The sequence below is a fragment of the Kineococcus auxinigenes genome, from assembly GCF_050871525.1.
Lineage (GTDB): Bacteria > Actinomycetota > Actinomycetes > Actinomycetales > Kineococcaceae > Kineococcus.
Genome location: NZ_JBKBCT010000024.1, coordinates 21,539 through 45,811, shown reverse-complemented (window position 1 = coordinate 45,811; position 24,273 = coordinate 21,539). Strand labels below are relative to the sequence as shown.

The 24,273-nt window shown below is 78.1% G+C and carries 19 protein-coding genes and 1 tRNA gene; 9 read left to right on the top strand and 11 right to left on the bottom strand.

The genetic code is table 11. From position 1 onward, the window contains the following. Positions 1-120 precede the first annotated feature (120 nt). Both ACRYR9_RS09120 and ACRYR9_RS09115 read right to left on the bottom strand, forming a co-directional pair. A complete protein-coding gene (locus ACRYR9_RS09120) occupies positions 121-966 on the bottom strand; it encodes a metal ABC transporter permease (protein WP_432494296.1) in 846 nt (281 codons plus the stop codon). Then, positions 959-1,675: a metal ABC transporter ATP-binding protein gene (locus ACRYR9_RS09115; RefSeq protein ID WP_432494298.1), complete on the bottom strand. Its 717-nt coding sequence runs from the start codon at positions 1,673-1,675 to the stop codon at positions 959-961. The genes ACRYR9_RS09120 and ACRYR9_RS09115 overlap by 8 nt, the downstream gene beginning before the upstream one ends. Positions 1,676-1,760: 85 nt before the next feature. Here ACRYR9_RS09115 and aztD point away from each other — a divergent pair, with 85 nt between their 5' ends. Next, positions 1,761-3,071 carry a zinc metallochaperone AztD gene (aztD, locus tag ACRYR9_RS09110; protein WP_432494300.1) on the top strand — a complete coding sequence of 437 codons (1,311 nt, stop codon included), beginning with the start codon at positions 1,761-1,763 and terminating at the stop codon, positions 3,069-3,071. Then, on the top strand, positions 3,068-3,991 hold the full coding sequence (locus ACRYR9_RS09105; protein WP_432494302.1) for a metal ABC transporter substrate-binding protein: 924 nt from the start codon (positions 3,068-3,070) through the stop codon (positions 3,989-3,991). Before aztD ends, ACRYR9_RS09105 begins: the two co-directional genes overlap by 4 nt. On the opposite strand, the gene ACRYR9_RS09100 is transcribed toward ACRYR9_RS09105, so the two are convergent. After that, entirely contained in the window at positions 3,883-4,509 is a 627-nt protein-coding gene (locus ACRYR9_RS09100) for a GNAT family N-acetyltransferase (RefSeq protein WP_432494304.1), read from the bottom strand. The two genes, ACRYR9_RS09105 and ACRYR9_RS09100, sit on opposite strands and share 109 nt — an antisense overlap. A 74-nt stretch (positions 4,510-4,583) precedes the next feature. Here ACRYR9_RS09100 and ACRYR9_RS09095 point away from each other — a divergent pair, with 74 nt between their 5' ends. Further along, positions 4,584-5,831 (top strand): APC family permease, encoded by a 1,248-nt coding sequence (locus ACRYR9_RS09095; protein WP_432494306.1) that lies wholly within the window; start codon positions 4,584-4,586, stop codon positions 5,829-5,831. A gap of 18 nt (positions 5,832-5,849) precedes the next feature. Here the strand turns inward: ACRYR9_RS09095 and ACRYR9_RS09090 are convergent, their stop codons facing one another. The 3 genes from ACRYR9_RS09090 to ACRYR9_RS09080 form a co-directional block, all read right to left on the bottom strand. After that, a complete protein-coding gene (locus tag ACRYR9_RS09090; protein ID WP_432494308.1) occupies positions 5,850-6,242 on the bottom strand; it encodes a hypothetical protein in 393 nt (130 codons plus the stop codon). Beyond that, the gene (locus tag ACRYR9_RS09085; RefSeq protein WP_432494310.1) at positions 6,242-8,542 is read right to left on the bottom strand and encodes an MMPL family transporter; all 2,301 of its coding nucleotides are present in this window, start codon (positions 8,540-8,542) and stop codon (positions 6,242-6,244) included. The genes ACRYR9_RS09090 and ACRYR9_RS09085 overlap by 1 nt, the downstream gene beginning before the upstream one ends. Before the next feature lie 108 nt (positions 8,543-8,650). Further along, positions 8,651-9,802 carry a glycerophosphodiester phosphodiesterase gene (locus ACRYR9_RS09080; protein ID WP_432494312.1) on the bottom strand — a complete coding sequence of 384 codons (1,152 nt, stop codon included), beginning with the start codon at positions 9,800-9,802 and terminating at the stop codon, positions 8,651-8,653. A gap of 156 nt (positions 9,803-9,958) precedes the next feature. On the opposite strand from ACRYR9_RS09080, the gene ACRYR9_RS09075 reads away from it, so the two are divergent. Next, positions 9,959-11,539 (top strand): methyl-accepting chemotaxis protein, encoded by a 1,581-nt coding sequence (locus tag ACRYR9_RS09075; RefSeq protein WP_432494314.1) that lies wholly within the window; start codon positions 9,959-9,961, stop codon positions 11,537-11,539. A 41-nt stretch (positions 11,540-11,580) separates the two neighbouring features. Here the strand turns inward: ACRYR9_RS09075 and ACRYR9_RS09070 are convergent, their stop codons facing one another. Continuing rightward, a complete protein-coding gene (locus ACRYR9_RS09070) occupies positions 11,581-12,516 on the bottom strand; it encodes a Gmad2 immunoglobulin-like domain-containing protein (protein WP_432494316.1) in 936 nt (311 codons plus the stop codon). A gap of 223 nt (positions 12,517-12,739) precedes the next feature. Here ACRYR9_RS09070 and ACRYR9_RS09065 point away from each other — a divergent pair, with 223 nt between their 5' ends. After that, positions 12,740-14,272, top strand: coding sequence for an LGFP repeat-containing protein (locus tag ACRYR9_RS09065; protein WP_432494318.1), 1,533 nt, complete (start codon positions 12,740-12,742; stop codon positions 14,270-14,272). Between the two features lie 49 nt (positions 14,273-14,321). Here ACRYR9_RS09065 and ACRYR9_RS09060 read toward each other — a convergent pair whose 3' ends face one another. Next, the gene (locus ACRYR9_RS09060) at positions 14,322-15,488 is read right to left on the bottom strand and encodes a hypothetical protein (RefSeq protein ID WP_432494320.1); all 1,167 of its coding nucleotides are present in this window, start codon (positions 15,486-15,488) and stop codon (positions 14,322-14,324) included. A gap of 141 nt (positions 15,489-15,629) precedes the next feature. After that, positions 15,630-15,702, bottom strand: a tRNA-Arg gene (locus tag ACRYR9_RS09055). Positions 15,703-15,999: 297 nt separating this feature from the next. Here ACRYR9_RS09055 and ACRYR9_RS09050 point away from each other — a divergent pair. Next, positions 16,000-16,413, top strand: a complete 414-nt coding sequence (locus tag ACRYR9_RS09050; protein WP_432494322.1) for a hypothetical protein — start codon at positions 16,000-16,002, stop codon at positions 16,411-16,413. 67 nt (positions 16,414-16,480) lie between these two features. Here ACRYR9_RS09050 and ACRYR9_RS09045 read toward each other — a convergent pair whose 3' ends face one another. Both ACRYR9_RS09045 and ACRYR9_RS09040 read right to left on the bottom strand, forming a co-directional pair. Further along, entirely contained in the window at positions 16,481-17,386 is a 906-nt protein-coding gene (locus ACRYR9_RS09045; RefSeq protein ID WP_432494324.1) for an NAD(P)H-hydrate dehydratase, read from the bottom strand. Next, entirely contained in the window at positions 17,383-18,234 is an 852-nt protein-coding gene (locus ACRYR9_RS09040) for a histidine phosphatase family protein (protein ID WP_432494326.1), read from the bottom strand. The genes ACRYR9_RS09045 and ACRYR9_RS09040 overlap by 4 nt, the downstream gene beginning before the upstream one ends. Positions 18,235-18,396: 162 nt before the next feature. Here ACRYR9_RS09040 and ACRYR9_RS09035 point away from each other — a divergent pair, with 162 nt between their 5' ends. From ACRYR9_RS09035 to ACRYR9_RS09025, 3 genes are read left to right on the top strand one after another with little or no spacing between them, the layout of a single operon-like run. After that, positions 18,397-20,079, top strand: coding sequence for a PP2C family protein-serine/threonine phosphatase (locus tag ACRYR9_RS09035; RefSeq protein WP_432494328.1), 1,683 nt, complete (start codon positions 18,397-18,399; stop codon positions 20,077-20,079). Between the two features lie 52 nt (positions 20,080-20,131). After that, positions 20,132-23,950: a hypothetical protein gene (locus ACRYR9_RS09030; protein WP_432494330.1), complete on the top strand. Its 3,819-nt coding sequence runs from the start codon at positions 20,132-20,134 to the stop codon at positions 23,948-23,950. Continuing rightward, positions 23,947-24,192: a hypothetical protein gene (locus tag ACRYR9_RS09025; RefSeq protein ID WP_432494331.1), complete on the top strand. Its 246-nt coding sequence runs from the start codon at positions 23,947-23,949 to the stop codon at positions 24,190-24,192. Before ACRYR9_RS09030 ends, ACRYR9_RS09025 begins: the two co-directional genes overlap by 4 nt. Positions 24,193-24,273: the final 81 nt, after the last annotated feature.

The window sequence follows — 24,273 nt, the reverse complement described above, 5'->3', positions numbered from 1 at the left end:
CCCGCGCCGCCCGCCCGCCGCCCCCCCGCCCCCCCGGCCCCCCCCCCCCCCCCCCCCCCCCCCCCCACGCCCCCGCCGCGACCGACCGGTCGCGGCGGCGTCGTGGCGCCGGGGGCCGGTTCAGGCGGTGGTGGCCACCCGGGTCCGGCGCACGCGCCCGGACCCGGCCCGCAGCGCTGCCGCGAGCGCGAACACCGCCAGCGCCAGCAGGACGATCGTGCCGCCGGAGGGGGTGCCCACCACGGCGGAGACCGCCACCCCGCCCACGCCGACCGCGGCGCCCACGGCGCTCGCGACCAGCAGCAGGGCCCCGAAGCCCCGGCACAGCCGCTGGGCGGTGGCCACGGGCACGACGAGCAGGGCGCTGACCAGCAGGAGCCCCACGGTGCGCATCGAGAGCACGACCGTCACGGCGGTGAGCACGGCCAGGGCGCAGTTCAGCCGGAACACCGGCAGGCGCACGGCGCGGGCGTGCTCCTCGTCGCTGCCGGCGGCGAAGAACCACGGGCGCAGCACGAGCACCGCGACGACGACCACGGCGGTCAGGGCGGCGAAGGCGCGCACGTCCGCGGCGCTGGTGGTGGTGATCGCCCCGAACAGGTAGCTCTCGAGGTTCGCCCCGCCCGCCGGCGCCAGGCTCAGCAGGACCGCGCCGGCGGCGATGCCGCCGTAGAACAGCAGCGCGAGCGCGACGTCGCCGCCGGTGCGGCCGCGGTGGCGGACGATCTCGATGAGCAGGGCCGCGCCCACGGCGGCGACCAGCGCGGCCCACACCGGGCTGCGCCCGGTGAGCGCCCCGACCCCCACGCCGGCCAGGGCGACGTGGCCCAGCCCGTCGCCCACCAGGGACAGCCCGCGCTGGACGAGGAACGCGCCGACGAGCGGGGCGGCCAGGCCGACCATCGCGGCGGCCAGCAGGGCGCGGCGCAGGAACGCGTAGTCCAGCAGCTGCAGCAGCTCAGGCACCGGCGGCCACCCGCCCCCGCTGCTCGCAGGCGCAACCGCCCTCGACCCGCACGACGCGGTGCAGCACGGGGGCCAGGGCCGCGGTCTCGTGGGTGACGAGGACCACGGCGGTGCCGGCGTCGAGCTGCTCGCGCAGGACGGCGGCGACGGCGCGGGCCGCGGCGGCGTCGACGCCGGCGGTGGGCTCGTCCAGCAGCAGCAGGCGCGGGTCGCCGGCCAGGGCGCGCGCCAGCAGCACCCGGCGCTGCTGGCCGCCGGAGAGCTCGGCCAGGGGGGTGCGGGCGCGGGCGCGCAGCCCCACGAGGTCGAGGGCGTCCAGGACGGCGGCCCGGTCGCGGCGGCGCTGCGCCGGCACCAGGCGCCGCAGCGGGCCGGTGCCGCCCAGGCGCCCGCCGGCGACGACCTCGGCGGCGGTGGCGGGCACGGTGGTGGCCACGGTGTGCCGCTGCGGGACGTAGCCCAGGCCCGCGCCGGCGGGCAGCCGGTCGTGCCGGTGGCCGAGGACGTCGAGGTGCCCGGCGTGCACGCGCGCCAGGCCCAGGGCGGCGCGCACCAGGGTGGTCTTGCCGGCGCCGTTGGGCCCGAGCAGGGCGACGCACTCGCCGGGGGCGACCTCGAGGTCGACGTCGCGCACGACGGGGCCGGCGGCGTAGCCGGCGCAGCAGCCGCGGTAGGCGAGGGCGGGCGGGGGAGCGGGAGGCGCTGACACGGTGTTGATGATAATCACAATCATTTGCTAGCTTCCGGACCGCCCCGCCCGGGGCCCGACGACCCCCACGGAACCGAGGACCGCCGTGCACCACCCGCTCACCCACCTGCCCACCCGCCCGCTCGCCGCCGGCTCGCTGCTCTCGCTGCTGCTGCTCACCGGCTGCGGTGCGGGGACCTCCGAGCCCGCCGCCAGCGCCGAGGACACGCCCGAACCCGCCGCGGCCGCCACCGAGGTCGCCGCCGGCACCCCGCGCCTGGCCCTGACCCACGACGGCGGGGTGCAGGTGCTCGACGCCTCGACCTTCGAGGTCCTCGCCGACCTGCCCGTCGAGGGCTTCACCCGCCTCAACCCCGCCGGCGACGGCCGGCACCTGCTGCTGTCCACCACCGGCGCCTTCCAGGTGCTCGACGCCGGCACCTGGAGCGAGCCGCACGGCGACCACTCCCACCACTACACCGCCGAGCCCGAGCTGACCGACGTGGCGTTCGAGGCCGTCAAGCCCGGCCACGTCGTCGTGCACGAGGGCCGCACCGTCCTCTTCGACGACGGCAGCGGGCAGGTCACCGCCTTCGACTCCGCCGAGGTCGCCGACCCCGACCGCGAGCAGCGCGAGCTGACCACCCCCGCCGCTCACCACGGCGTGGCCGTCGAACTGGGCGACGGCAGCCTGATCGTCTCCGAGGGCACCGAGGAGGCCCGCACCGGCACCCGCTGGCTCGACGCGGACGGCACCGAGACCACCCGCAGCGACCAGTGCCCCGGCGTGCACGGCGAGGCCGTGGCCGCCGGCGAGGCCGTCGTCATCGGCTGCACCGACGGCGCCCTCGTGCACCGCGACGGCGCGATCACCAAGGTCGCCGCCCCGGACCCCTACGGCCGCATCGGCAACCAGGCCGGTTCCGGGGCCTCCCCGATCGTCCTGGGCGACTACAAGACCGACCCCGACGCCGAGCTGGAGCGCCCCACCCGCGTCTCCCTCATCGACACCCGCGACGCCACCCTGCGCCTGGTGGACCTGCCCGCCTCCTACTCCTTCCGCTCCCTGGGCCGCGGGGAGGACGGCGAGGCCCTCGTCCTGGGCACCGACGGCGCCCTGCACGTCATCGACCCCGAGACGGGCGTGGTCGTGCGCTCGATCCCCGTCGTCGCGCCGTGGGAGGAACCCCTGCAGTGGCAGGAGCCGCGCCCGACCCTGCACGTCCTGGACGGCACCGCCTACGTCACCGAGCCCGCCACGAAGCAGCTGCACGCCGTCGACGTCGCCACCGGCGAGGTCTTCGAGAGCACGCAGCTGGACGTCGTGCCCAACGAGCTGAACGGCGTGACCGGCGACGCCGAGCACGGGCACGCCCACGAGGGCGAGCACGAGCACGAGGAGGCCGGGACCGCGTGAGCCCCGCACGCCGCTGGGCCGCCGCAGCCCTCGCGCTCGCGGCCCTGGCCCCCGCCGCCTGCTCCACCGGGGCGGCGGGGGAGGTGCCGGGAGCCGACGACGGCCGGCTGGACGTCCTGGCCTCCTCACCCCCGCTGCAGCACGTCGCCGAGGTCGTCGGCGGCGAGCACGTCCACGTGACGGGCCTGGTGCCGCCGGGCGGCGACAGCCACGACGTGGAGCTGAGCGCCGCGCAGGTCGGCGCGCTCGGCGAGGCGGACCTGCTCGTGCACCAGTCCGGCCTGCAGCCGTCCACGGACGACGCCCTGGAGGTCTCCGCGCCCGGGCGGGTGGTCGACACCGCCGCTCTCGCCGACCTGGACGCCGACCCGCACTTCTGGCTGGACCCGCTGCGCCTGGCCGAGGCGGGCGAGCTCGTCGCCGCCGCCCTCACCGAGCTCGACCCGGCCGCGGCCGCCGACTACGCCGCTGGCGCGCAGGAGCTCGCGCAGCAGAGCGCCGCCCTGGACGCCGAGCACGCGCAGGCCCTCGCGCCCTGCCGCGGGGCCGTGCTCGTCACCTCCCACGAGGCGTTCGGCTACCTCGCCGAGCGCTACGGGCTGCGGCAGGTCGGCCTCACCGGCATCGACCCGCACGTCGAGCCCTCCCCGGCCCGCGTGCGCCGGGTCGTCGACGTCGTCCGCGACGCCGGGGTGCGCACGGTCTTCTTCGAGGTCTCCACCAGCCCGGAGGTCACCGAGACCCTGGCGCGCGAGCTCGGCGTGGGCACCGGCGTGCTGGACCCGATCGAGCGCGCCGCGGAGGGCGAGGACTACCCCTCGCTGGTGCGCCGCAACCTCGACGCGCTCACCTCCGGGCTGGTCTGCGACGGCCCGCCGGGCGCGGGGGAGCCCGCGGACCCGCTGGAGGTGAACTCGTAGAACACGCTGCGCGAGGGGCCCGCCGAGTCGTCCGCGACGACGCGGGCACCCAGCGCCTCCCAGAACGCCACCGCGCCGGGGGAGTGGCGGTACGCGTGCAGGGCCAGGCGCTCGTAGCGGCCGTCCGCCGCGGCGCGCTCGCGCACCGCCGCCACCAGGGCGCGCGCGGTGCCGCGCCGGCGGGCCGCGGCCGCCACGTACACCCGCACGAGCTGGCCGGTGCGGCCGTCGGCGTAGCGCTCGAGCAGGTGCGGCGGGGTGGCGCCCGGCCGCAGCCGCCCGTCGCGCAGCCCCGCGGTGCCGAGCACCTCGCCGCTGCCCGCGTCCACCGCCACGAGCAGGAACGCCTCCGCGGTGCCCGGGTAGCGGTGCAGCGGGTCGTCGACGTCGGCGTGCACCACCGGGTCGTGCGCGTCGCCGAAGTCGCGCGCGATGCAGGTGCGCATCACCTCCTGCGCGCCGGCGAGGGTGGCGGGCGACAGGAGCTGCACGGACCAGGGCGGGGGCGCGTCGGGCACGGCCGGCGACTCTGCCACCGCGCGCCGCGCGGCCCGCACCCGGCCGTTCACCCGACCCCGCTACGGTCCCGCGCGTGACGACCTCCCCGGCCCTCGCCCGCCGCCTCGGCACCGGCGACGCCGTCGCGATCGGCCTGGGCTCCATGGTGGGCGCGGGCGTGTTCTCCGCCGTCGGCCCGGCCGCCGCCGCGGCCGGCACCTCCCTGCTGCTCGGCCTCGGCGTCGCCGCGGTGGTCGCGTTCTGCAACGCGGTGGCCTCCGCGCAGCTGGCCGCCACGTACCCCTCCGCGGGCGGCACCTACGTGTACGGGCGCGAGCGGCTGGGCCCGTGGTGGGGGTTCCTCGCCGGGTGGGGCTTCGTCATCGGCAAGACCGCCAGCTGCGCCGCGATGGCCCTGGTCGTCGCCGCGCACCTGGTGCCCGCGCCGTGGCAGCGGCCCGTCGCCGCAGCGGTCGTCGTCGTCCTCGCCGCGGTGAACCTGCGCGGCATCACCCGCACCGCGGCCGCCACCCGCGCCCTGCTCGGCGTGGCGCTGGCCGCGCTGGCGCTCGTGCTGGCCGCGGCCGCCGCCGGCGGGCGGGCGGACACCGCTCGGCTGGCGTGGGAGGCGCCCGGCGGCTGGTACGGGGTGCTGCAGTCCGCCGGGCTGCTGTTCTTCGCGTTCGCCGGGTACGCGCGCATCGCCACCCTCGCCGAGGAGGTGCGCGAGCCGGCCCGCACCATCCCGCGCGCGGTGGTCCTCGCCCTGGGCGCGGCCGTCGTGCTGTACGCGGCGGTGGCCGTGGCGGTGCTGGCCGTGCTCGGCGCCGAGGGCGCCGCCGGCACCGCGGCGCCCGTGCTCGCGGCCGTGCAGGCCGGCGGGTGGGGGTGGGCCGCACCGCTGGTGCGCGCCGGGGCCGTCGCCGCGGCCACCGGTGCCCTGCTGGCGCTCATCGCGGGGGTGGGGCGCACGAGCCTGGCGATGGCCCGTGAGGGCGACCTGCCCCGCCCGCTGGCCGCCGTGCACCCGCGGTTCTCGGTGCCGCACCGCGCGGAGGCGGCCGTGGCGCTCGTCGTGGTGGTGCTCGTGCTCACCGTGGACCTGCGCGGCGCCATCGGCTTCTCGTCGTTCGGGGTGCTGCTGTACTACCTGGTCACGAACCTCGCCGCGATCGGCCAGCCGCGCGCCCAGCGGCTCTTCCCGAGGGGCCTGCAGGTGCTGGGCGCCGCCGGCTGCGTCGTGCTGGTGGCCACGCTGCCGGTCCAGGCCGTCCTCACCGGGATCGCGGTGCTCGCGGCCGGGGTGCTGATCCGGCTGCTCGGCCGGGCCGTCGCCCGCTGAGGAACCCGCCGCGACGGCTCACCCCACCTGCGGCAGGTCGCACGAGGCGGCCAGCTCCCGCACCCGCGGGTCCAGCTCCTCCAGGCGCTCGAGCACCGGCACCAGGTCGCGGGCGCGGGCCTGCGCGATCGACTCCGCGGTGCGCCGGGCGAGGTCCACGGCCTCCACCGACACCTCGGCCAGCTCCCGGCAGGCCTCGGGGACCTCCGGCACCTCTCCCGGTGGCGCGGCGTCGCGCACCGCCCCGGGGTCCTGCGCGGCGGGGGCGCCCAGGGGCAGGACCCCCAGCTCGACCAGCCCGGCGGTGGTCGCGGCGCCCAGGACGGCGCCGACGACGAGCGTCGCGACCGGCACCCACCGGCGCGGGCGGGTGCGCTCCCGCTCCCGGGAGGGCGCAGGCGTTCGCGGCATCACGGCCTCCCGGCGGGTGCGGCGGTGCGGGGCGGGGTGCCGCGGGCCGCGGCGTCGCGGGACAGGGCGTGCCCCGGCCAGCCGCTGACCGGCCCCACGAGGACCAGCAGGGTGGGCACCAGCAGCGAGCGCACCACGATGGCGTCCAGGACGATGCCCAGGGCCATGACGACGGCCAGCTCCAGGAACGAGCGCAGCGGCACCAGCGCCAGCAGCCCGAAGCTGAGCGCCAGCGTCACCGCGGCGGCGGTGATGGCCCGGGAGGACTGCGGCACCGCCCGCACGACCGCCTCGCGCAGCGGGGCGGTGCGCGCCTGCGCCCAGATGGTGCCCACCCCGAAGACGTTGTAGTCCGAGCCGAGCGCCACCAGCAGCACCGCGGCCGCGAAGGGCACGTAGAAGGTGAGCCCGTCGTGGCCCAGCAGGTCCTGGAAGAGCCACGTGGCCAGGCCCAGCGACGCCGTCAGGGCCAGCACGCTGGTGGCCAGCAGGTACAGCGGGGCCACCAGGGCGCGCAGGAACAGCACCAGCACCAGCAGGTTGACGCCGAGCGCGGCCAGCGCGATGCGCCCCACGTCGTCCTCGGTCAGCGCCACCAGCGCCGAGGCCAGGGCGGTGTCCCCGCCCACCCCCCGCTCCGCCCCGCCCAGGCCCGCCCCCGCCAGCAGGGCGGGCAGGTCCTCCCGCAGCGCGCGCAGGTCGGCGATGGCGGTGCCGCCCATCGGGTCGCCCGCCAGCACCACCAGGAAGCGGGCCGCATCGCCCTGCGGGGCCAGCAGCGCCCGCCGCGCCAGCTCCTCGGGCAGGTCGCCGGGGCCCAGCACCCCCGCCACGCCCGGCTGCCGCTCCAGGGCGGCACCCAGCGCGGCGAGCTGCCGGCGCTGCCCGGTCACGCCCTCGCCCTGCACCAGCAGCACCGTGGGGGAGACGATGCCGGGCGCGAAGCCCTCCGCGGCGGCGTCCGCGGCCACGTGCACCGGGGCGTCGGCCGGCAGCGACGGCACGAACCCCACCCCCAGGCGCAGCTGCTGCAGCGGCAGCGACGCCGCGGCCAGCAGCGCCGTGCACCCGAGGACGACGGCGAGGGCGACCGGGCGGCGGGTGAGCAGCCGCACCCCGCGCTCGCGGCGCGCGGCGGCCCGGCGTCCCGCACCGCTCGCGGCGGGCGGGGTCCGCACCGGCCTCGAGGGCCAGAACAGGGCCCGGCCCAGCACGGCCATCACCGCGGGCACCAGCGTGGTCGAGACGAGCACCCCGACGAGCACGGACATCGCCATGGCCGGTCCGACGGCCGCGAAGAAGGGCGAGTCCGCCACCACCAGGGCGGCGGTGCCCGCGGCCACCGTCACCCCGGCCACGGCCACGATCGGCCCGTACTGCGCCGTGGCCGTGCGCGCGGCCGTCAGCCGGTCCGCGCCCTCGGCCAGCGCCCGGCGCACCCCCGTCAGGTAGAAGATCACGTAGTCGGTGACGACCCCCAGCAGCAGCGCCAGGACGAGCGGGCGCAGCTCCTCGGGCACGCCCGTGCCCATGGCGCCGGCGACCAGCTCGGCGAGCCGGAGGGAGACGAAGAACGCGGTGCCCGCCGTCACGATCGCCAGCACCGGGGCCACGAGGGAGCGGAAGTGCAGGCCGACGACCACGGCGATGGCGCCGAGGGTCGTCACCTCCACCAGGGCCAGCTCCTCGTGCAGCGTGCGCGCCTGCTGCACGCGTGCCGGAACCGACCCGCTCACCCCGACGAAGGAGTCCTCGGCGTCCAGGTGCTCCGCGGCCCACCGCTGCGCCGCGCTGGTGCGGTCGCCCAGGCCCTCGTCGGGGTCCATGAGCAGGAAGGTCAGGGCCGTGGTGCCGGCCCGGGTGGAACCCGGGAACGCCGCCAGGGTGTTCGTCACCGGCAGCGCGCCCACGATCGGGCCGGCGTCCTCGTACTCGCCGCGCGTCAACGCCGTCGCCCGCAGCACGGCCTGGGCCTGGTCGTACACCGACAGGCCCTGCGGGTCGTGCTGCACCAGCACGGTGCGCGAGATCAGCGGGAAGCCGAACGCCCGCGCCGAGGCGGTCTCGGTGGCCAGGGTCGTGTCCTGCGGGTCGATGAAGGCCTGCAACCGGGTGGCCTCGGTGCCGGCGCCCGTCGACGGCGCCCACACGGCCAGCGCCGCCAGCGATGCCCACAGCAGCAGCACGACGTAGCGGGCGGCCACCACCGCGCGGGCCGAACCCCGCAGCAGCCGGCCCGGACGCGCCCGCGGACCCTCACCGCCCGGGACCGCCCGCTCGCCGGGCGCGCGCGGGATCACCGGCCCGCGGCGACGCGGCGGCGACTCCCGGAGGTGCCCACGACTGCGATGCTAGGCACGGCGCCGGCCCGCGCACCTCGAACGGCCCGGCGCCGTGCCCGGCGGTCCTCAGGCGGCGGGCTGCTCGCCGTCGCGCTCGTCGAGGAAGCGGTCGCGCGCCACGACGCCCAGGTCGGGGGAGTCGGTGAAGACGCCGTCGATGCCGGCCTCGAAGTACACCTGCGCCAGGTCCAGGACGCGGCCGAACTCGGCCGGGTCCTCGCTGCTGCGGTAGTCCACCGGCAGGAACTCGTTCTCCGGGCGCAGGGTGTAGGGGACCACCTCCAGGCCGGCGGCGTGCGCGTCCGCGACCAGGGTCGTCTCCTCGCCCAGCGTGCCGTCCACGTCCAGCGCGACGACCTGGTTCAGCGAGGGGCCGACGACGTCCACGTAGCGGGCCAGGTACCGCAGCGAGGACGGCGTCAGCAGGTCCGCGTACGTGCGCGGGTCGCCCGCCGCCACGAGGTCCGCCGGGGCGCCCGAGGCGGAGGTGAGGAACACCGAGTCCGCGCTCAGCCCGAACTTCGTGCGCAGCTCGACCAGGTTGGTCAGCTCGAACGACTGCACGGTCGCGGGCGAGTCCGGGTGGTTCAGGTGGTGCTGCTTCAGCGCGTGCACCACCTTGCGCTCCATCGGCAGGCCGATGGACTGGAAGTACGTGGAGTGCTTGATCTCCGGGATGATGCCGATCTCGCGGTCCAGCTCCTTCGACAGGCGCTCGCGCTCGTCGAGGACCTCCTCGAACGTGGGCACCTCGTAGGCGCCGTCGAAGATCGTGCTCTCCTGGCGCAGCTCCGGCAGGCGCTCCTCGGCGCGCAGCGTCTTCAGCTCCGCCAGCGTGAAGTCCTCCGTGAACCAGCCGGTCAGCTCGACGCCGTCGATGGTCTTCGTCGCCTGCCGGTCGGCGAACTCGGGGCGCTCCTCGACGTCGGTGGTGCCGGAGATCTCGTTCTCGTGGCGCACCACGAGCACGCCGTCCTTCGTGGAGACCAGGTCGGGCTCGATGACGTCGGCGCCCAGCTCCGCGGCCAGCTCGTAGGCGGCCAGCGTGTGCTCGGGCCGGTACGCCGAGGCGCCCCGGTGGCCCACGATCAGCGGGGCGGCCTCCTCGTGGCCGTGGCCCTTGCCGGGGTGGGTGCCCGAGGCGGCGGTGGCGGCGGTCAGGGGGGTCAGGAACGTGGCGGCGGCCAGGGTGGCGGCGGCGACGGTGCGCGATCTCACCCGGCGGAGTCTGGCGAGCACTGCGCGCACTCTCAACGAACCCACAGCGAACACCCGGTGACGACGGGCCGACGCCCGGTCGGTCAAGCGGCGCCCCGCACCTGCCGATGGGAGGGAGCGGTCCGCGGGGGGCCGCCCCAGCGAGGGAGCTGTTCCATGAGGGCCACCAGCACCAGGTCGATCGCCGCACGCCTGCTGATCGTCGTCGTCGTCGCCGCGATCGCCATGGCCGGCATCACCGTCATGGCCAGCCTGCAGACGCGCGACCGGATCCTCGCCGAGCGCCAGGCCGCCACGCGAGCCGTCGTCCAGACCGCGCTGGGCGTCGTCGAGCACCACGCTGCCGAGGCCGCCGCCGGCCGGCTCACGGAGGCCGAGGCTCAGGCGCAGGCCCTGGCGGCGCTCGCCTCACTGCGCTACTCCGGCCAGGAGTACTTCTGGGTCAACGACACGAGCCCCACCATGCTCATGCACCCCGTCAAGCCCGAGCTGAACGGCACGGACCTGTCCGCCAACGCCGACCCCGACGGCAAGAAGCTCTTCGTGGAGATGGTCGACGTCGTGCGCCGCGACGGCGCCGGGTTCGTCGACTACCAGTGGCCCAAGCCGGGTGAGGAGGACCCGCAGCCGAAGACGTCCTACGTCGCCGGCTACGAGCCGTGGGGCTGGGTCGTCGGCTCCGGCGTCTACGTCGACTCCGTCTCCGCCGCGGCGCTCGCCGACGCCCGCCGCCTGGCCCTGGGCGCCGGGGCGCTCCTGCTCGCCTGCGCCGTGCTGTCCTGGCTGGTCGGGCGCAGCATCGTGCGCCCCGTCCGCCGCGCCACCGAGGTCCTCGCCGCCGGCGACTTGTCCGCCCGCCTGGACACCGGTCGCGGGCAGACCGAGCTGGAGCACCTCGCCCTCGCGCTGAACGCGACCCTGGACCGCGCCGCCGGCGTCGTGCGCGACGTCACCACCGCGGTCGGCGACCTGGACGCCGCCGCCTCCCGCCTGGTCACCTCCAGCGACCAGATCGCCGAGCACGCCGCCGGCACCAGCGCCCGCGCCGTCGAGGTCAGCGGCAACGCGCAGGACGTCACCGCCCGCATCGCCGAGGTCTCCGCCGGCGCCCACCGCACGGGCCAGGCCACCGCCGAGATCAGCCGCAACGCCCAGTCCGTCGCCCGGATCGCCCAGGAGGCCGTGGGCGTCGCCTCCGAGACCAGCCGCGCCGTCGCCGAGCTGGGCCGCTCCTCCTCCGAGGTCGGCAGCGTCGTGAAGGTCATCACCGCCATCGCCGAGCAGACGAACCTGCTGGCCCTGAACGCCACCATCGAAGCGGCCCGCGCCGGGGAGATGGGCAAGGGGTTCGCCGTCGTGGCCGGGGAGGTCAAGGAGCTGGCGCAGCAGACCGCCACCGCCACCGAGGACATCACCGGGCGCATCAGCGCCATCCAGCAGGCCGTCGGCGCCGCCGCCGCCCGCATCAGCGAGATCAGCGAGATCGTCGGCCGCATCGACGGCTACCAGGGCACCATCGCCGCCGCCGTCGACGAGCAGAGCGCCACCACCGGCGGCGTGGTCGACCAGGTCGAGGCCGCCGCCGAGTCCGGGCGCGTCATCGTCGCCACCCTCGACGGGGTGGTCACCGCCGCCGGGCGCACCTCCCGCGACCTGGAGGACGTGCGCGAGGCCGCCCGCGGGCTGGCCGCCACGTCCGCGCAGCTGCAGGCGGCGGTGCGGGTGTTCTCGGTCTGACGCACTCGTCCCCAGCGCCCGCCGGCCCCCGCGGCGGGAGGTCAGCCGGTGACGGTGAACGCCTTGGAGTCCACGGCCACGACCGACCCGTCCTCGGCGGACACCGAGAACGCGCGGACCACGTGCTCGCCCGGCTCGAGGTCGACCTGCGCCGACCACGCCCCGCGCCCCGGCGCCCCCTCGGAGGCGGTGGCGAACCCCTCGGCCACGACCGTCCCCGAGGCGTCGGTGACGTCCCAGCCGACCGTCGCCTCGAACACCGTCGCCTCACCGCCCAGCGTCACGGGGGACGTCGCCTCCGCGCCCTGCACGGGCTCCAGGACCCACACCGGCCCCAGCACCTCCGAGGCGCTCGCCCGCGCGAGCGCCTCCCCGGCGTGCGCGCCCAGTCCCCACAGGTCCGGCACGCGCGAGCCGTCGATCAGCAGCTGCACGCCCGCCACCGAGGGGTCGGCCGCCGTGACCGTGTGCACCACCTGCTGCAGCGCGGCCTGCGCGAGGTCCTCGCCGGCGCCCGGCGGGGCGGTGGCGGCCTCCGCGGACAGGTCCACCGTGACCAGGTCGCCCGTGCGCTCCACGCCGAGCACCTCCGTGCCCTCGGGCCACGGGACGGAGTAGTCCGGGTCCTGCGGGGGCTGGAGCATCTCCCGCACCGCGGTGGAGACCGGGTCGCCCACCGAGGGCACGTCGTGGAACTCGCGGTAGAGCGCGACCTCCAGACCGCCGTCCATGCCGGTGCGGCCGGCGTAGTAGGCGGGGACGGTGATCGTCCCGGTGGTCGAGGAGGCCGTGCCGCTGCTCGTCGCCGAGGGCTCGCCGGTGCTCGTGCTCGTGGCGGCCGCGGGGTCGGTGGTCGTGGCGGGGGTGCCGCCGCACGCACCCAGCAGCAGCGCACCGCACAGGGCCAGGGCCGCGCCCGTGGGCCGCGCCGGGCCCGCGGGCCGCGTCGTCGAGTGTTCCTCCGTCGCCGGTTCCACGACCACCGACGCTACCCCCGGCCGCAGCCCGTGTCCCGGTGCCGCACGGCGCGGGGCGCCCGGGCACGGCCCCGCCGGGGGTCCCGAAACCCGTGCGACGCAGCGGCGCGCAGGTGTAGAACGTCTGCCACGGACCGCGGCGGGGGCGCCGGCGGCCGGACGCGCTCGGGGGGAGCGCGGGGGCGAGGCGGGTGACGGCGCCCGCGCGGAGGGGGAGGACGACGTGCGCACGAGCACGCGCAGCACCACGGGGCAGAAGAGGCGGGCGGGTGCCCGCAGGGGCGCGACGACCGCGCTGGGAGCGGCGCTCGCGACGACGCTGGTGGGGGCGCCGCCGGCGAGCGCGGCGGTGCGGGACCTGGACGTGCGGGCCAGCTGCGTCCAGGGCCTCCCGGGGCACCTGGTGACCTTCACCTCCGACGGCACGGTCACCGACGTGCGGCTGCCGAGCGGGGAGCTGTCCGCCGTGGAGCCGGGCAGCGGGTCCCGGGCGGTGAACTTCCGCCTCACCGACGGCCAGGGCGGGGTGTTCCAGCTGCTCGACGCCACCGGGGTCGTCGTGGCGGCCAGCGCGCCCGTGGGCGCCTACGGCTGCGACGGCTGGCCCAGCGTCGAGCGCTACCTCGCCGAGGGGGACGACCGGCCGGGGGCGCCGCAGGCGCTGACCGGGCTCTCGCCGACCCCGTCGGCCACCACCGCGCAGGGGGTGGTGGTGCACCGCGCAGCCGACGGCGCCTTCCACCTCGACCCGCGCTCCGGCGGGCACGTCGTGCGCGGCGCGATCCACGACCGCCACCTCGCCGCCGGCGGCACGAACGGCTGGCTGGGGCACCCGCTGACCAGCGAGTTCGGCGTCAGCACCCTCGACGGGCTCTACACGCGCTTCGAGGGCGGGACGGTCTACTGGTCGCCGTTCGCCGGTGCGCACGCGGTGCGCGGGGCGATCGCCGCCGGCTACGCCGCCCGCGACTACGAGCGCGGCACCGGCCTGCCGGTGACCGACGAGTTCGGCCCGCTGCTGCGCGGCGGCTTCGGCCAGCACTTCACCGGCGGGTCGCTGTTCTGGAGCCCGGACAGCGGGGTGTGGCGCGTGCGCGGAGCCGTCCGCGACGAGTACGCCCGCCTCGGCTGGGACCGCTCGGTGCTGGGCTACCCGGTCAGCGACGAGGACGACGCCGGGCGCGGCGGGTTCGCGCAGGTCCAGCACTTCCAGGGCGGGTCGATCTACTCCAGCGAGCGCAGCGGTGCGCACGCGGTGCGCGGCGCGATCCGCGACGCCTACGACCGCGCCGGGCGCGAGAGCGGCTACCTCGTCATGCCGGTGGGCGACGAGGTCGCCCTGCCCGACGGCGGCGCCTTCCAGCGCTTCGAGTACGGCTCGATCTACCGCGGTCCGCGCACCGGTGCCCACTACGTCCTCGAGGCCCGCGACGTCCTGGACCGCTGGGGGGAGCTGGGGTGGGAGCGGGGCATCGGGTACCCCACCTCCGACCCGTTCATCCAGCTGAGGGACGGCTGGTCGGCGCAGCACTTCGAGCGCGGGTCGCTGTACACCCGCAGCTACGTGGACGACCCGAAGCCGGTGCTGCTCGTCAAGGGCGCCATCCGCGACTACTGGGCCTCCGTCGGCTGGGAGAACAGCCGCTTCGGCTACCCCGTGGGCGAGGAGGTCCCGGTGCCCGGCGGGGTCCGGCAGGACTTCGAGCACGGCTCGCTGACCTACACGTGGGCCACCGGGCAGGTCACGGCGAGCTGAGGCGGGCCCGGCCGGGCGTCGAGCGCGGGCGGTGGGGGTGCTGCTCGTCTCACACCGGCGAGCGCTGCGGTGCAGGCGCCTCCTGCCCGTCGCGCTCGCCGGTGAGGACGACCAGGACCACCAGCGCACCGAGCGCCAGCAGTCCGCCGGCGCCGGTCATCGGCAGGCCGTCGTAGCCGATGTACGCCCCGGCCGGTGCGGTGAAGACCAGCCCGAGCACGCCGCCGACGAGGACCACCGGTGCGAGGAGGGGCAGCGCCACCGTCGACAGGGCGGCCACCGCGACCAGGACGAGCGCGGTGGTGCTCACCCTGCGCCGGGACGGGGCGCGCAGGCCCGGACCGGCGATCAGGAACAACGGGGCCAGCGCCGCCACCAGCGCCGGTCCGGTCCGCCAGGTGTCGCTCCAGGCGTCCGGCAGGAGCCCTGTCGGGTCCAGCATCAGCACGGCCGCCACCGTGGTGGGGACCACCACGAGGGCTGCGCGCAGGAGCGGGTGGGCGTTGCGGCGCACCCGCCCGCTCGCCCGCTCGCTGATCGACCCGGCGGCGAGTGCACCGGCACCCGAGGTGGCCAGCAGCACCAGCACCGCCACCGCGTTGGCGTCGGGCACCTGTCGGGGCAGGAAGGCGGCGTAGCGCTCGCTGTTCAGGTCCTGCGCGAGCGCGGCCCAGGCGGTCCCGGCCGCCAGCGCGCCGCTGCCGGTCAGCCACCACCAGAGCGCACCCTCCGACGGTGCGGGGCCGCGGTGCAGCGCGCTCCCCGCCGCGGCCCCCGCTGCGGTCCCCGCGGCGACGGCGGCGAGCACCAGCACCGCGGCCAGGGCGGGTGGGCGGGTGTCGACCGTCGGGCCGAGCAGCGCGTTGGCCAGCGCGATCGCCACTCCCGCACCCGCCCAGGCGGCGAACGGCGCCGCCGTGCGGCGCCCGCCCGGACCGGTGCGCCGGGGCAGCGCGGACGGGCGGGCCAGGAGCAGCGGCAGGGCGCACCACATCGCGGCCATCGCGGCCAGGCGCACGTCGTGGGCGGCCAGCGCCAGCTCGTCCTCGCCGGGCATGTCCGGGGTGTGCCCGGGGCCCAGGGCGCGCGCCTCGGCGGCGTGCACGGCCGACATCGCCGTGGCCGCCAGCGCCCAGGCCCAGGCGCCACCCGCCAGGGCCGCTGCACCGACCGCCCTGCTCACCGTGCTCGTGCTCGCTGTGCTCAGCCGGCGCATGGCCCCACGCTAGGGGCGCTCACGATGCCGCGCCGCTGTTCTGCGCGTGGCCGGTGCGGGCGTTCGCCCGCTGTTCGCGCCCGCGTCCCGGAGCCGGGGGGCCGCCGGCGCCCCTGCGGGCCGGCCCGTGGTGCTGCTGGGTGCCCCCGGCAGGATTCGAACCTGCGACACACGGTTTAGGAAACCGATGCTCTATCCCCTGAGCTACGGGGGCACGCCCACCGGCCGTCGCCGGAGGCTCTCGGAGTCTAGCGGGATCCCGTGCGCGACCGTCCGGCCCGGGTGGCCGCCGGCCGGTGCCCCCGCGTTCGGGCCAGCCGAACTACGACGCTGTGTCGTTGGGATGTGTTGCGCCCCAGGCGAACACTGCACCCCGTGGTCGGGGCGGGTCCGGACGGGTGCCTACACTCAAGCCGCAAGACACGCCGACCGATGCCGTCTCCTGGGTGTCGGGCCGAGTCGAGGGGGACTCCGACACCCGGCCGACGTCGTCTCCCGAGGAGAACTCCGGATGTCCGTTCAGACCCTGCGCACCGACTCCCGCGCGACCGTGCCCGGCCCCCGCCGCGCACCCCGCCAGAGCGCCGCCCTCGCCGCCATCGACGCGGCGCTGGCCGAGTCCGGCTGCATCCTCGTGGCCACCAGCGCCACCGACACCGGGTGCAGCATCGCCTTCTACGACGCCCGCTCGCTCAGCCGCGCCGTCGACGTCATCGCCTCCGCCGCCGCCGACTGCGGCGACGAGGCCCTCGCCGCTCGCGCCCGCCAGCGCGGCGCCGACGCCTGGAAGGTCACCGCCGAGCCGCAGTCCTGGACCGGCCCCGACGGCGACCCGCACACCGCCGGGCAGCGCTCCTCCACCACCTGGAACCTGCAGGTCCCCCTGGCCGACGTCGTGCCCGCTGCCGCGGCCCTGCTGTCCTGACCGCGCCACCGGCCTGACGAACCCGCCGGGGGCCGCCCCGCAGACCCGATCCGGGGCGGTGCCGGGCTCACACCTCGATCTCGGCGAGCACCCGCGGCACCTCCGCGGGCAGCTCCCGGGCCAGGAAGCCCAGCCGCCCCACCGAGCTGGCCAGCCGGTCCCCGGCCCGCCCGTGCAGGTGGCACGCCCACACCGCCGCCTGCACCGGGTCCGCGCCCCGCGCGCACAGGCCCGTGACGATCCCCGACAGCACGTCCCCGGACCCGGACACCCCCAGGCCCGCGCCGCCGGACACGTCCAGCCACAACCGCCCGTCCGGGGCGGCGATCCACGACTCCCCGCCACCGGCGGCCACCACGCACCGGCTGCGGCGCGCCAGCTCGCGCGCTGCGGCCGCCGTGTCGCGGCCGACCTCGTCCTCGTCGACGTCCAGCACGATCGCCAGCTCCGCCAGGTTCGGCGTGAGCACCGCCCGCCCCTGCAGGTGGTGCAGGAACGTGGCGTCGCGCGTCACCGGTGCCAGGCCCAGCGCGTCCAGCACCACCGTCTCGCGCAGCGGCGGCACCAGCGCCTCCAGCAGCGCCACCACCGCCGGCTCCCCGACCGTGCCCACGCCCAGGCACACCGCGTGCGCGCCCTGCACCAGCTCCGCCAGCTCGGACCCCTCCGCACCGCACGAGGGGTCGATGCCGCCCTCCGCGTTCGCGGGCAGGGCCAGCACCAGCGCCTCCGGCAGGGCGACCCCCAGCGCCGGCGCCGTCGCCGCCGTCGTGGCCACCTGCAGCTTGCCCGCGCCGCAGCGCAGCGCCGACTCCGCCGCCAGCAGCGCCGCACCCGGCGTGCGCTCGCTGCCGCCCACCACGCACGTGCGACCGCGCGCCTCCTTGCCCACGCCCGGCGGCGGCAGCGGCCACTCGCGCAGCACCGCCGACGTCACCGTCACCGCGCCCTCCGCCGCGTCGCGGGCGCTCACCGGGCCACCTGCGCACCCCGACGCCCACCGGCGGGGGAGCCGGCGGAGTCCTCCACCGGCTCCTCGGTGGGGTCGTCCGCGGGGTCGTCAGTGATCTCGACCCCCTGCACCGCCCTGGTGTCCCCGGCCAGCCGCAGCTGCACGCCGCCGTCCCCGAACGCGTAGGAGGTCACCGAGCAGTTCGCCAGCGGCTCGTGCGCGTCGAGCTCCAGCACCGATCGCTCGTCCAGGCCCTCCAGCACCAGCCGGAAGTTCGTGACCACGGCCTGGTGGGAGACCACCAGCACGTCCCGGCCGGGGTGCTCCTCGCGCAGCGAGGCCAGCACGCTGCGCACCCGCAGGGCCACGTCGCACCAGCTCTCCCCGCCCGGCGGTCGGTAGTAGAACTTGCCCAGCCGCGCCCGCCGCGCGGACTCCTCCGGGAAGCGGGCCCGCACGCCCGCGCCCGTCAGCCCGTCCCACCAGCCCAGGTCCCGCTCGCGCAGCCGTTCGTCCGTGCGCGGGTCCGGCACGTCCAGCCCCGCCTCGCGCGCGCCGCGCACCACCGCCTCCGCGGTCCGCAGCGCCCGCACGTACGGAGAGCTGATCACCACCTGCGGCACGGGCGGAGCCTCCGGGGCCGTCGCCAGCCACCGGCCCACGGCCGCCGCCTGCCGCCGGCCCAGGTCCGACAGGGGGACGTCCGCGTCGCGCTCGCCCACGTCCACCACCTCGGCGTCCTGCTCGCGCGCCCGCGCGTCGGCGAGGTTGCCGGTGCTCTGCCCGTGGCGCACCAGCGTCAGGGACGCGGGCCAGCGCAGACCGGTGGGGGCGGCGGTGCCCGTGGGGGCGGCGGGGGAGGGGAGCACCCCCCACGTCTATCCCAGCGAGCCCGCTCGTGCTCGCCGAGCGGCTGCCCACCCGCACCGGGAGGTGACAAGGTGTGACGACGCACTCCGGCGGGCCGACGCGCCCACCGGCCGAGGAGGAGGTGGACGCTGAAGCGGTTCGCACGGCGCTGGCACCGCCTCATGCTGCGCACCACCCTGCAGCGGCGCGTGTCCGTCATGGCCGGCGTCTTCCTGCTCATCTCCCTGGCGCTGACCGTCGTGCTCGCCCAGAGCATGTGGACCACCGAGGGCGACGGGCAGATCCGCAGCGCCGCGCAGCAGGAGCGCGCCGCCGTCGCCGAGAGCCTCGACGGGTTCCGCGAGGCGTTCGTCAAGCTGCACGTCGTGCACCAGCAGTACGTGCTGTCCGCCGACCCCACCCAGACGCCCTCGCTGCTCCGGGAGCGGTCCGACCTGGCCGAGGACCTCACCACCCGCCAGCGGACCCTGCTGAACCGGGCGGACGAGCTGGGCGACACCGAGGTCACCGCGGGCGTGGAGGCGCTCCTGGACGACGTCCGCGCCTGGCGCATCGCCGCCCGGGAGCAGGCCCGCGTCAAGGCGACCGGCGACGCGCAGGGCCTGCGCAACGCGCTCGCCGACGCCCCCGCCAGCAGGCAGTTCCGCAGCGCCTACGTGCGCGTCGAGGAGCTCACCGACGAGCTCCAGGACCAGCGCTTCGCCGCCGGCCGGGAGGCCGAGGAGGACGTCGACCGCTTCCAGCTCGTGCAGGTCGCCGTCCTCGCCGTCGCCCTGCTGATGGTCCCCACCGTGCTGCACCTCGTGCGCCGCTGGGTGCTGCGCCCCCTGGACCTGCTCTCCCAGCAGATGCTGCGCGTCGGCGGCGGCGACCTGCAGACCCCCGTCGGGCTGGCCGGCCCCCCCGAGCTGACCGCCGTGGCGCACTCGGCCGAGACGATGCGCCGGCGCATCCTCGACGAGCTCGCCGACGCGGTGTCCGCCCGCGAGGCCCTGTCCCAGGGCCAGCCACTCGTCGCCGAGGTCCGCGACCAGCTCGCCGCCCACGAGCTGCCCACCGTCGCCGGGTGGTCCTCCGCCGCCGCGCTGCGCCCGGCCGAGGGCCTGCTGGCCGGCGACTGGTACGACGTGCTGCACCTGGAGGACGGCCGCTACGCCGTCGTGGTGGCCGACGTCTCCGGGCACGGAGCCCGCGCCGGCATCGTGGCCATCCAGCTCAAGCGGCTGCTGGAGGCCGCCCTGCACCTGGCCCCCGAGCCGGACCTGGCGCTGGCCATGGCCGCGCGGGTCTTCACCGACGAGGCCGAGCGCTTCGCCAGCTGCGTCGTCGCCGTCGTGGACCCCGACTCCGGCCTGGTGCGGTACGCCAACGCCGGCCACCCCGCCCCCCTGGTCCTGCGCTCCGACGGCGGCGCCGTGCGCGTGGTCGCGGAGCTGGGCGCCACCGGCCCGCTGCTGTCCTGGCTGCACCTGGACGTGCCCGGCGCGTGGACCACGGGGACGGCCTCCCTGGCCCCCGGCTCGATGCTCGTCGTCTACACCGACGGGCTCACCGAGGCGCGCCCCAGCGGCACCACCGACGAGCTGGGCGTGGAGGGCGTCCTGGCGGCGCTGTCCCGGCTGCCGGAACTGACCCCGCAGGCCCTCGTCGACGAGGCCCTGGAGGTCGCCCGCCGCCACAGCGGCGGGCGCGCCCGCGACGACGTCACCCTCGTCGCGCTGGCCCGCTCCACCAGCAGCGTCCCCGCCGCACCGTCGACCGCCCGACCGGCCGGCGCCGAGCCCGCCGCGCAGCCCACCGCGCAGTCCGCCCCCACCGGCGGGCGGGGGCGCCCCACCGGGTGAGCGGCGCGGCGAGCGGGCCGGACCGCTCGCCGGCGCGCCTACTGTGGAGGGCGTGAACGACGCCGCACCCCGCACCGCCGACGCGACCCGACGGCGGTGGTGGGCGCAGGCGCAGGCGCTCGGGGGGACGTCCGCGCTGCTGGACGTCCCCGACGAGGGGCTCGACCTGACCACCGCGCACCCCTCCGGGCTGGCGCAGCTGCTGGCCGGGGGCCCGGCGTCGCTGTCCAGCCTCGTGCGCGAACCCGGCGCCCGGGCCGACGCCCGCCGGCGCGTGCGGGCCACCCACCGCCGCGCCGGCGTCCTGCTGGCCCAGCGCGGCACCCGCGCCCTCGCCGTCGCCGTGGGCACCGTCACGTGGACCCCGCCCGCCGGCGCCGCGGCGCGCCGCACGCCCCTGCTGCTGCGCCGCTGCTCCCTGACCCCCGCCGCCGAGGCGCGCGAGGACTTCGTGGTGCGGCTGGACCCCGGGGTGCTCGTCAACCCGGTCCTGGTGCGCGCCGCCCGCGCCGAGCTGGGCGTGGAGCTGGACGCCGAGCGCGTCGCGCGGGCCGTGGGCAGGCACCGCGGCTTCGACCCCGAGCCCGCGCTGGAGGAGGTGCGCCGCCAGCTCGCCGGCGTGCCCGGCCTGCGGGTGGAGCGCCGGCTGCTGCTGGCCACGTTCGCCGACCCCGGCTCGGACCTGCTGACCCACCTGCACCGGCACGGCGCCGACGTGCGCGGGCACCGGGTCGTGCGCGCCCTCGCCGAGGGCGCGCCCGTCACCCCCGCGGAGCCCTGCGCCGCCGAGCCCCCCGCCGCGCCGGTGGCCGCGGACCGGGTCGGCCTGCCGCTGGACGCGGCGCAGCGGCGCGCCGTCGAGCACGTCCTGTCCGGCGCCGACCTGCGCCTGCAGGCCCCCGCCGGCACCGGCGCCACCCAGGTCGCCGCCGCCCTGGTCGCCGCCGGTGCCGCCGCCGGGCGCACCACCCTGCTGGTGGCCGACGCCGCCGCCGAGCGCCGCGCCGTCGACGAGCGGCTGCGCGAGCACGGCCTGGGCCGGCTCGTGCTGCACCTGACCGCCGACCTGGACCCCGCCGCCGTGATCGCCGACGTGCGCGAGCAGACCCGCACCGCCCGCGGTGAGCTCGAGGCCCGCAGCGGCGCCGCGGCGCCCGGCACGCGCCCGGACCCGGCCGCGGACGCGGCGCTGCTGGAGGAGCACACCCACGCCCTGCACCGCCCGCGCGCGCCCTGGGGCGTCAGCGTCCACGACGCGCTGGAGGCGCTGGCGCAGCTGGCCGAGCGCCCCGTGCCCGCCACCACGACCCGCCGCCTGCGCGGCGAGGACCTGGCCGCGTGCCGCCGCGAGGACCTGCCGGCCTGGGCCGGGCGGCTGCGCCGCGCCGTGGAGCTGGGCGCCTTCGACCCCACCGGCACCAGCGGCCCGTGGGCCGGGGCGCAGCTGCGCGCCCCGCAGGCGGCCGCGGACGCGCTGACCCGGGTGCGCAGCGCCCTGGAGGACGCGCTGCCGGCCGCGCGGGCGCTCATGGCGACCGTCTGCGACGCGGCGGGCCTGCGCGGAGCCGCCTCGGTCGCCGAGGCCGCCGCGCGCGTCGACCTGCTGGAGGGCGTGCGCGCCACCGTCGCCCGCTTCGGCCCGGACGTCTTCGCCGCTTCCCTGGGGGACGTGGCCGCCGCCACCGCGAGCGCCCAGTGGCGCCGCGACAACGGCGTGCGCGTGGGCGCCCTGGCCCGCTGGCGGCTGCGGCGGCAGGCCCGCGCCCTGCTGCTGCCCGCCGCGGTGCCCGAGGGCACCGCCGAGCTGCACGAGTGGCTGCAGCGCGCCCGCGCCCAGCGCCTGGCGTGGCAGCGGGTCTCGGTGCGCGACGGCGCCCCGCACGTGCCGGACGGCCTGGACGAGCTGTGCGTGGCGGTGGCGGCGCTGCGCGCGGACCTGCTCGAGCTGCAGCGCGTCCTGCCGCAGCCCCTGCTCGCCGAGCTGACGCCGGACGGTTCCCTGCTGGACGTGCAGCTGCCCGAGCTGACCGCGCTGCTGCGCGACCTGGTGCGGGCGGCCGCCGCGCTGGACGACCTGCCCGAGCGCACCGTGCTGCTCGACGAGCTCGCCGCGGCGGGCTGGCAGCCCCTGCTGGAGGACCTGGGGGCGCGCTGGGACGGCCCGGGCAGCGTGGACCTGACCGCCGAGGTGGAGCGCGCGTGGTGGGCGGGCGTCCTGGACGCCCTGTCCCTGGCCGACCCCCTCGTCGGGGCGCCGGACACCACCGCGCTGCGGCGGGCGCGCGCCGCGCTGCAGCTGGCGCAGGCGGCGGCCCGCGCCCACGACGCGCGCCGGGTGCGCGGCGCGGTCGACGCGCGCGCGGGTGCCGCGCCCGCCCCGGCGCAGCGCCCCGCCCGCCCGCCGCTGCGCACCGCCGCCGGCCCCGCCGAGCCGCTGGCGCCGGAGCTGGCCGCGGCGGGCGCGCTGCTGCCCTGCACGGCGCTGTCGGCGGCCGGCGCCGCCGCCCTGGGCGCCGACCTGCCCGAGGCGGACCTCGTGGTCGTCCTCGGCGCGCGCTCCAGCGCCACCTCCTGGGTCCTGCCCGCCCTGGCCCGCGGCCGCCAGGTCGTCGTGGTGGGCGACCCGGCGCTGCCCGGGCCCACCGACCTGGCCACCGCCGGGGCGGGCCCGGTCGCCACCGCGCGCCCCGAGGCCGCGGACGGCTCCGCCGAACCGCCGGCCGGCCCGCCGGAGGAACCGCTGGGCGACCTGCTGGGCGACACCGCGGGCGTGCTGCCCGGGCTGCGCCTGGAGCGCCAGCACGCCTGCCTGGACGACCGCCTGCTGGAGGGCGTGCCGCTCGCCGGGGACCACCGCGCCCCGGACTCGCTGCACGGCGCCGGACCGGAACCGCGCGCCGTGCACCGCACCTCGGACCGCGCCCCCGCGCCCCGCCGCGGACCCGACGCGCTGGTGGACCTGGTCCTCGAGGTCGTCGTCGACGCCCTGCGCCGGCACCCCGGCCACTCCCTGGGCGTCGTGGTCCCGGACGCCGCCGGTGCCGACCTGCTCGCCGACGCCGTGCGCCGCCGCGTCACCGAGGAGGGCCTGGTGGCCGGCGGGACCGACGGGGAGCTGCTGGTGGCGGAGCCGTCCCGCTGGACCGGTGAGCGCCGCGACCACGTCGTCGTCCTGGCCGACCCCGTCGTGGCAGCCGCCCCTGCGCTGCAGGACGCGGTGCTGGCGCTGACGCGCTCGCGCCGGCGCACCACCGTCGTGCTGGACGACGCGCGCCGGGACGACGCCGCGCCCGGCAGCGGGGCGGGCGGGGACGGGCGGGACCTCCTGCTGCGGGTGGCCCTGGCGTGGGAGTCCGGTCCGGGGGAACCCGGTCCGGGGGAGTCGCGGGCGAGCGCGCTGGAGCGCCGCCTCGCCGCCGCCTGCCGCGACCTCGGGCTGCCCGTGCAGCTAGGGGTGGGCGCCTCGCGGGCGGTGCCCCTGGCGGTGCGCCGCCCCGACGGCAGCGGTCCGGCGCTCGCGGTGGAGCTGGACGGCCCCGCGTGGGCGGCCGCCGACGTGCTGGAGCGGGAGGTGGACGGCCCCGACCGGCTGGAGCGGTGCGGCTGGCGGTACGTGCGCTCCCTGGGCACCGAGGTGCTCGCCGACCCCGCGACCGAGGCCGCCCGGATCGCCGGCCGCTGGCGGGAGGCCGTCGACGAGCTGGGCGCCGACACCGAGCTCGTGCTGGACCTGCGCGCACCCGCCGCACCGCCGCAGAGCCCCCCACCGCCGCGGGGGGCGGCGCCCGACGCGCCGCGTGCCGGGAAGGACGGGCCCCAGCCCCAGCAGCCCCAGCAGCAGGTGCCGCTGCCGCGCGGGGAGGCGTCGTGAGCGTGCCGGGTGCTTCGGGCACCGGCGCTGCACGGGGCGACCGCGAGGGACCGGAGCGCGAGGGACCGGAGCGCGAGGGGCCGGAGCGCGAGGGGCCGGAGCGCGAGGGGCCGGACCCCGCCCGGGAGGTGCCGCTGGAGGACGAGCGCTCCTCCGACGACCGCGACGAGGGGTGGGGCGACGCCGCGGGGGGGCTCGACGACGAGTGGTACCTCTCCCAGCGACCACCGCACTGGGACTGACACCGACGCCCTGTGGCGACTCAGCGTGCTCGGTGGATGAGCTCTGCGCCACCTCCTGGTGACCGCTGGTCGGTGTGCGGT

Coding starts and splice junctions, on each gene's coding strand:
- ACRYR9_RS09090 (WP_432494308.1), bottom strand. CDS start 6,242: ATGCCGCGAACGCCTGCGCCCTCCCGGGAGCGGGAGCGCACCCGCCCG.
- ACRYR9_RS09075 (WP_432494314.1), top strand. CDS start 9,959: ATGAGGGCCACCAGCACCAGGTCGATCGCCGCACGCCTGCTGATCGTC.
- ACRYR9_RS09060 (WP_432494320.1), bottom strand. CDS start 15,488: ATGCGCCGGCTGAGCACAGCGAGCACGAGCACGGTGAGCAGGGCGGTC.
- ACRYR9_RS09050 (WP_432494322.1), top strand. CDS start 16,000: ATGTCCGTTCAGACCCTGCGCACCGACTCCCGCGCGACCGTGCCCGGC.
- ACRYR9_RS09035 (WP_432494328.1), top strand. CDS start 18,397: ATGCTGCGCACCACCCTGCAGCGGCGCGTGTCCGTCATGGCCGGCGTC.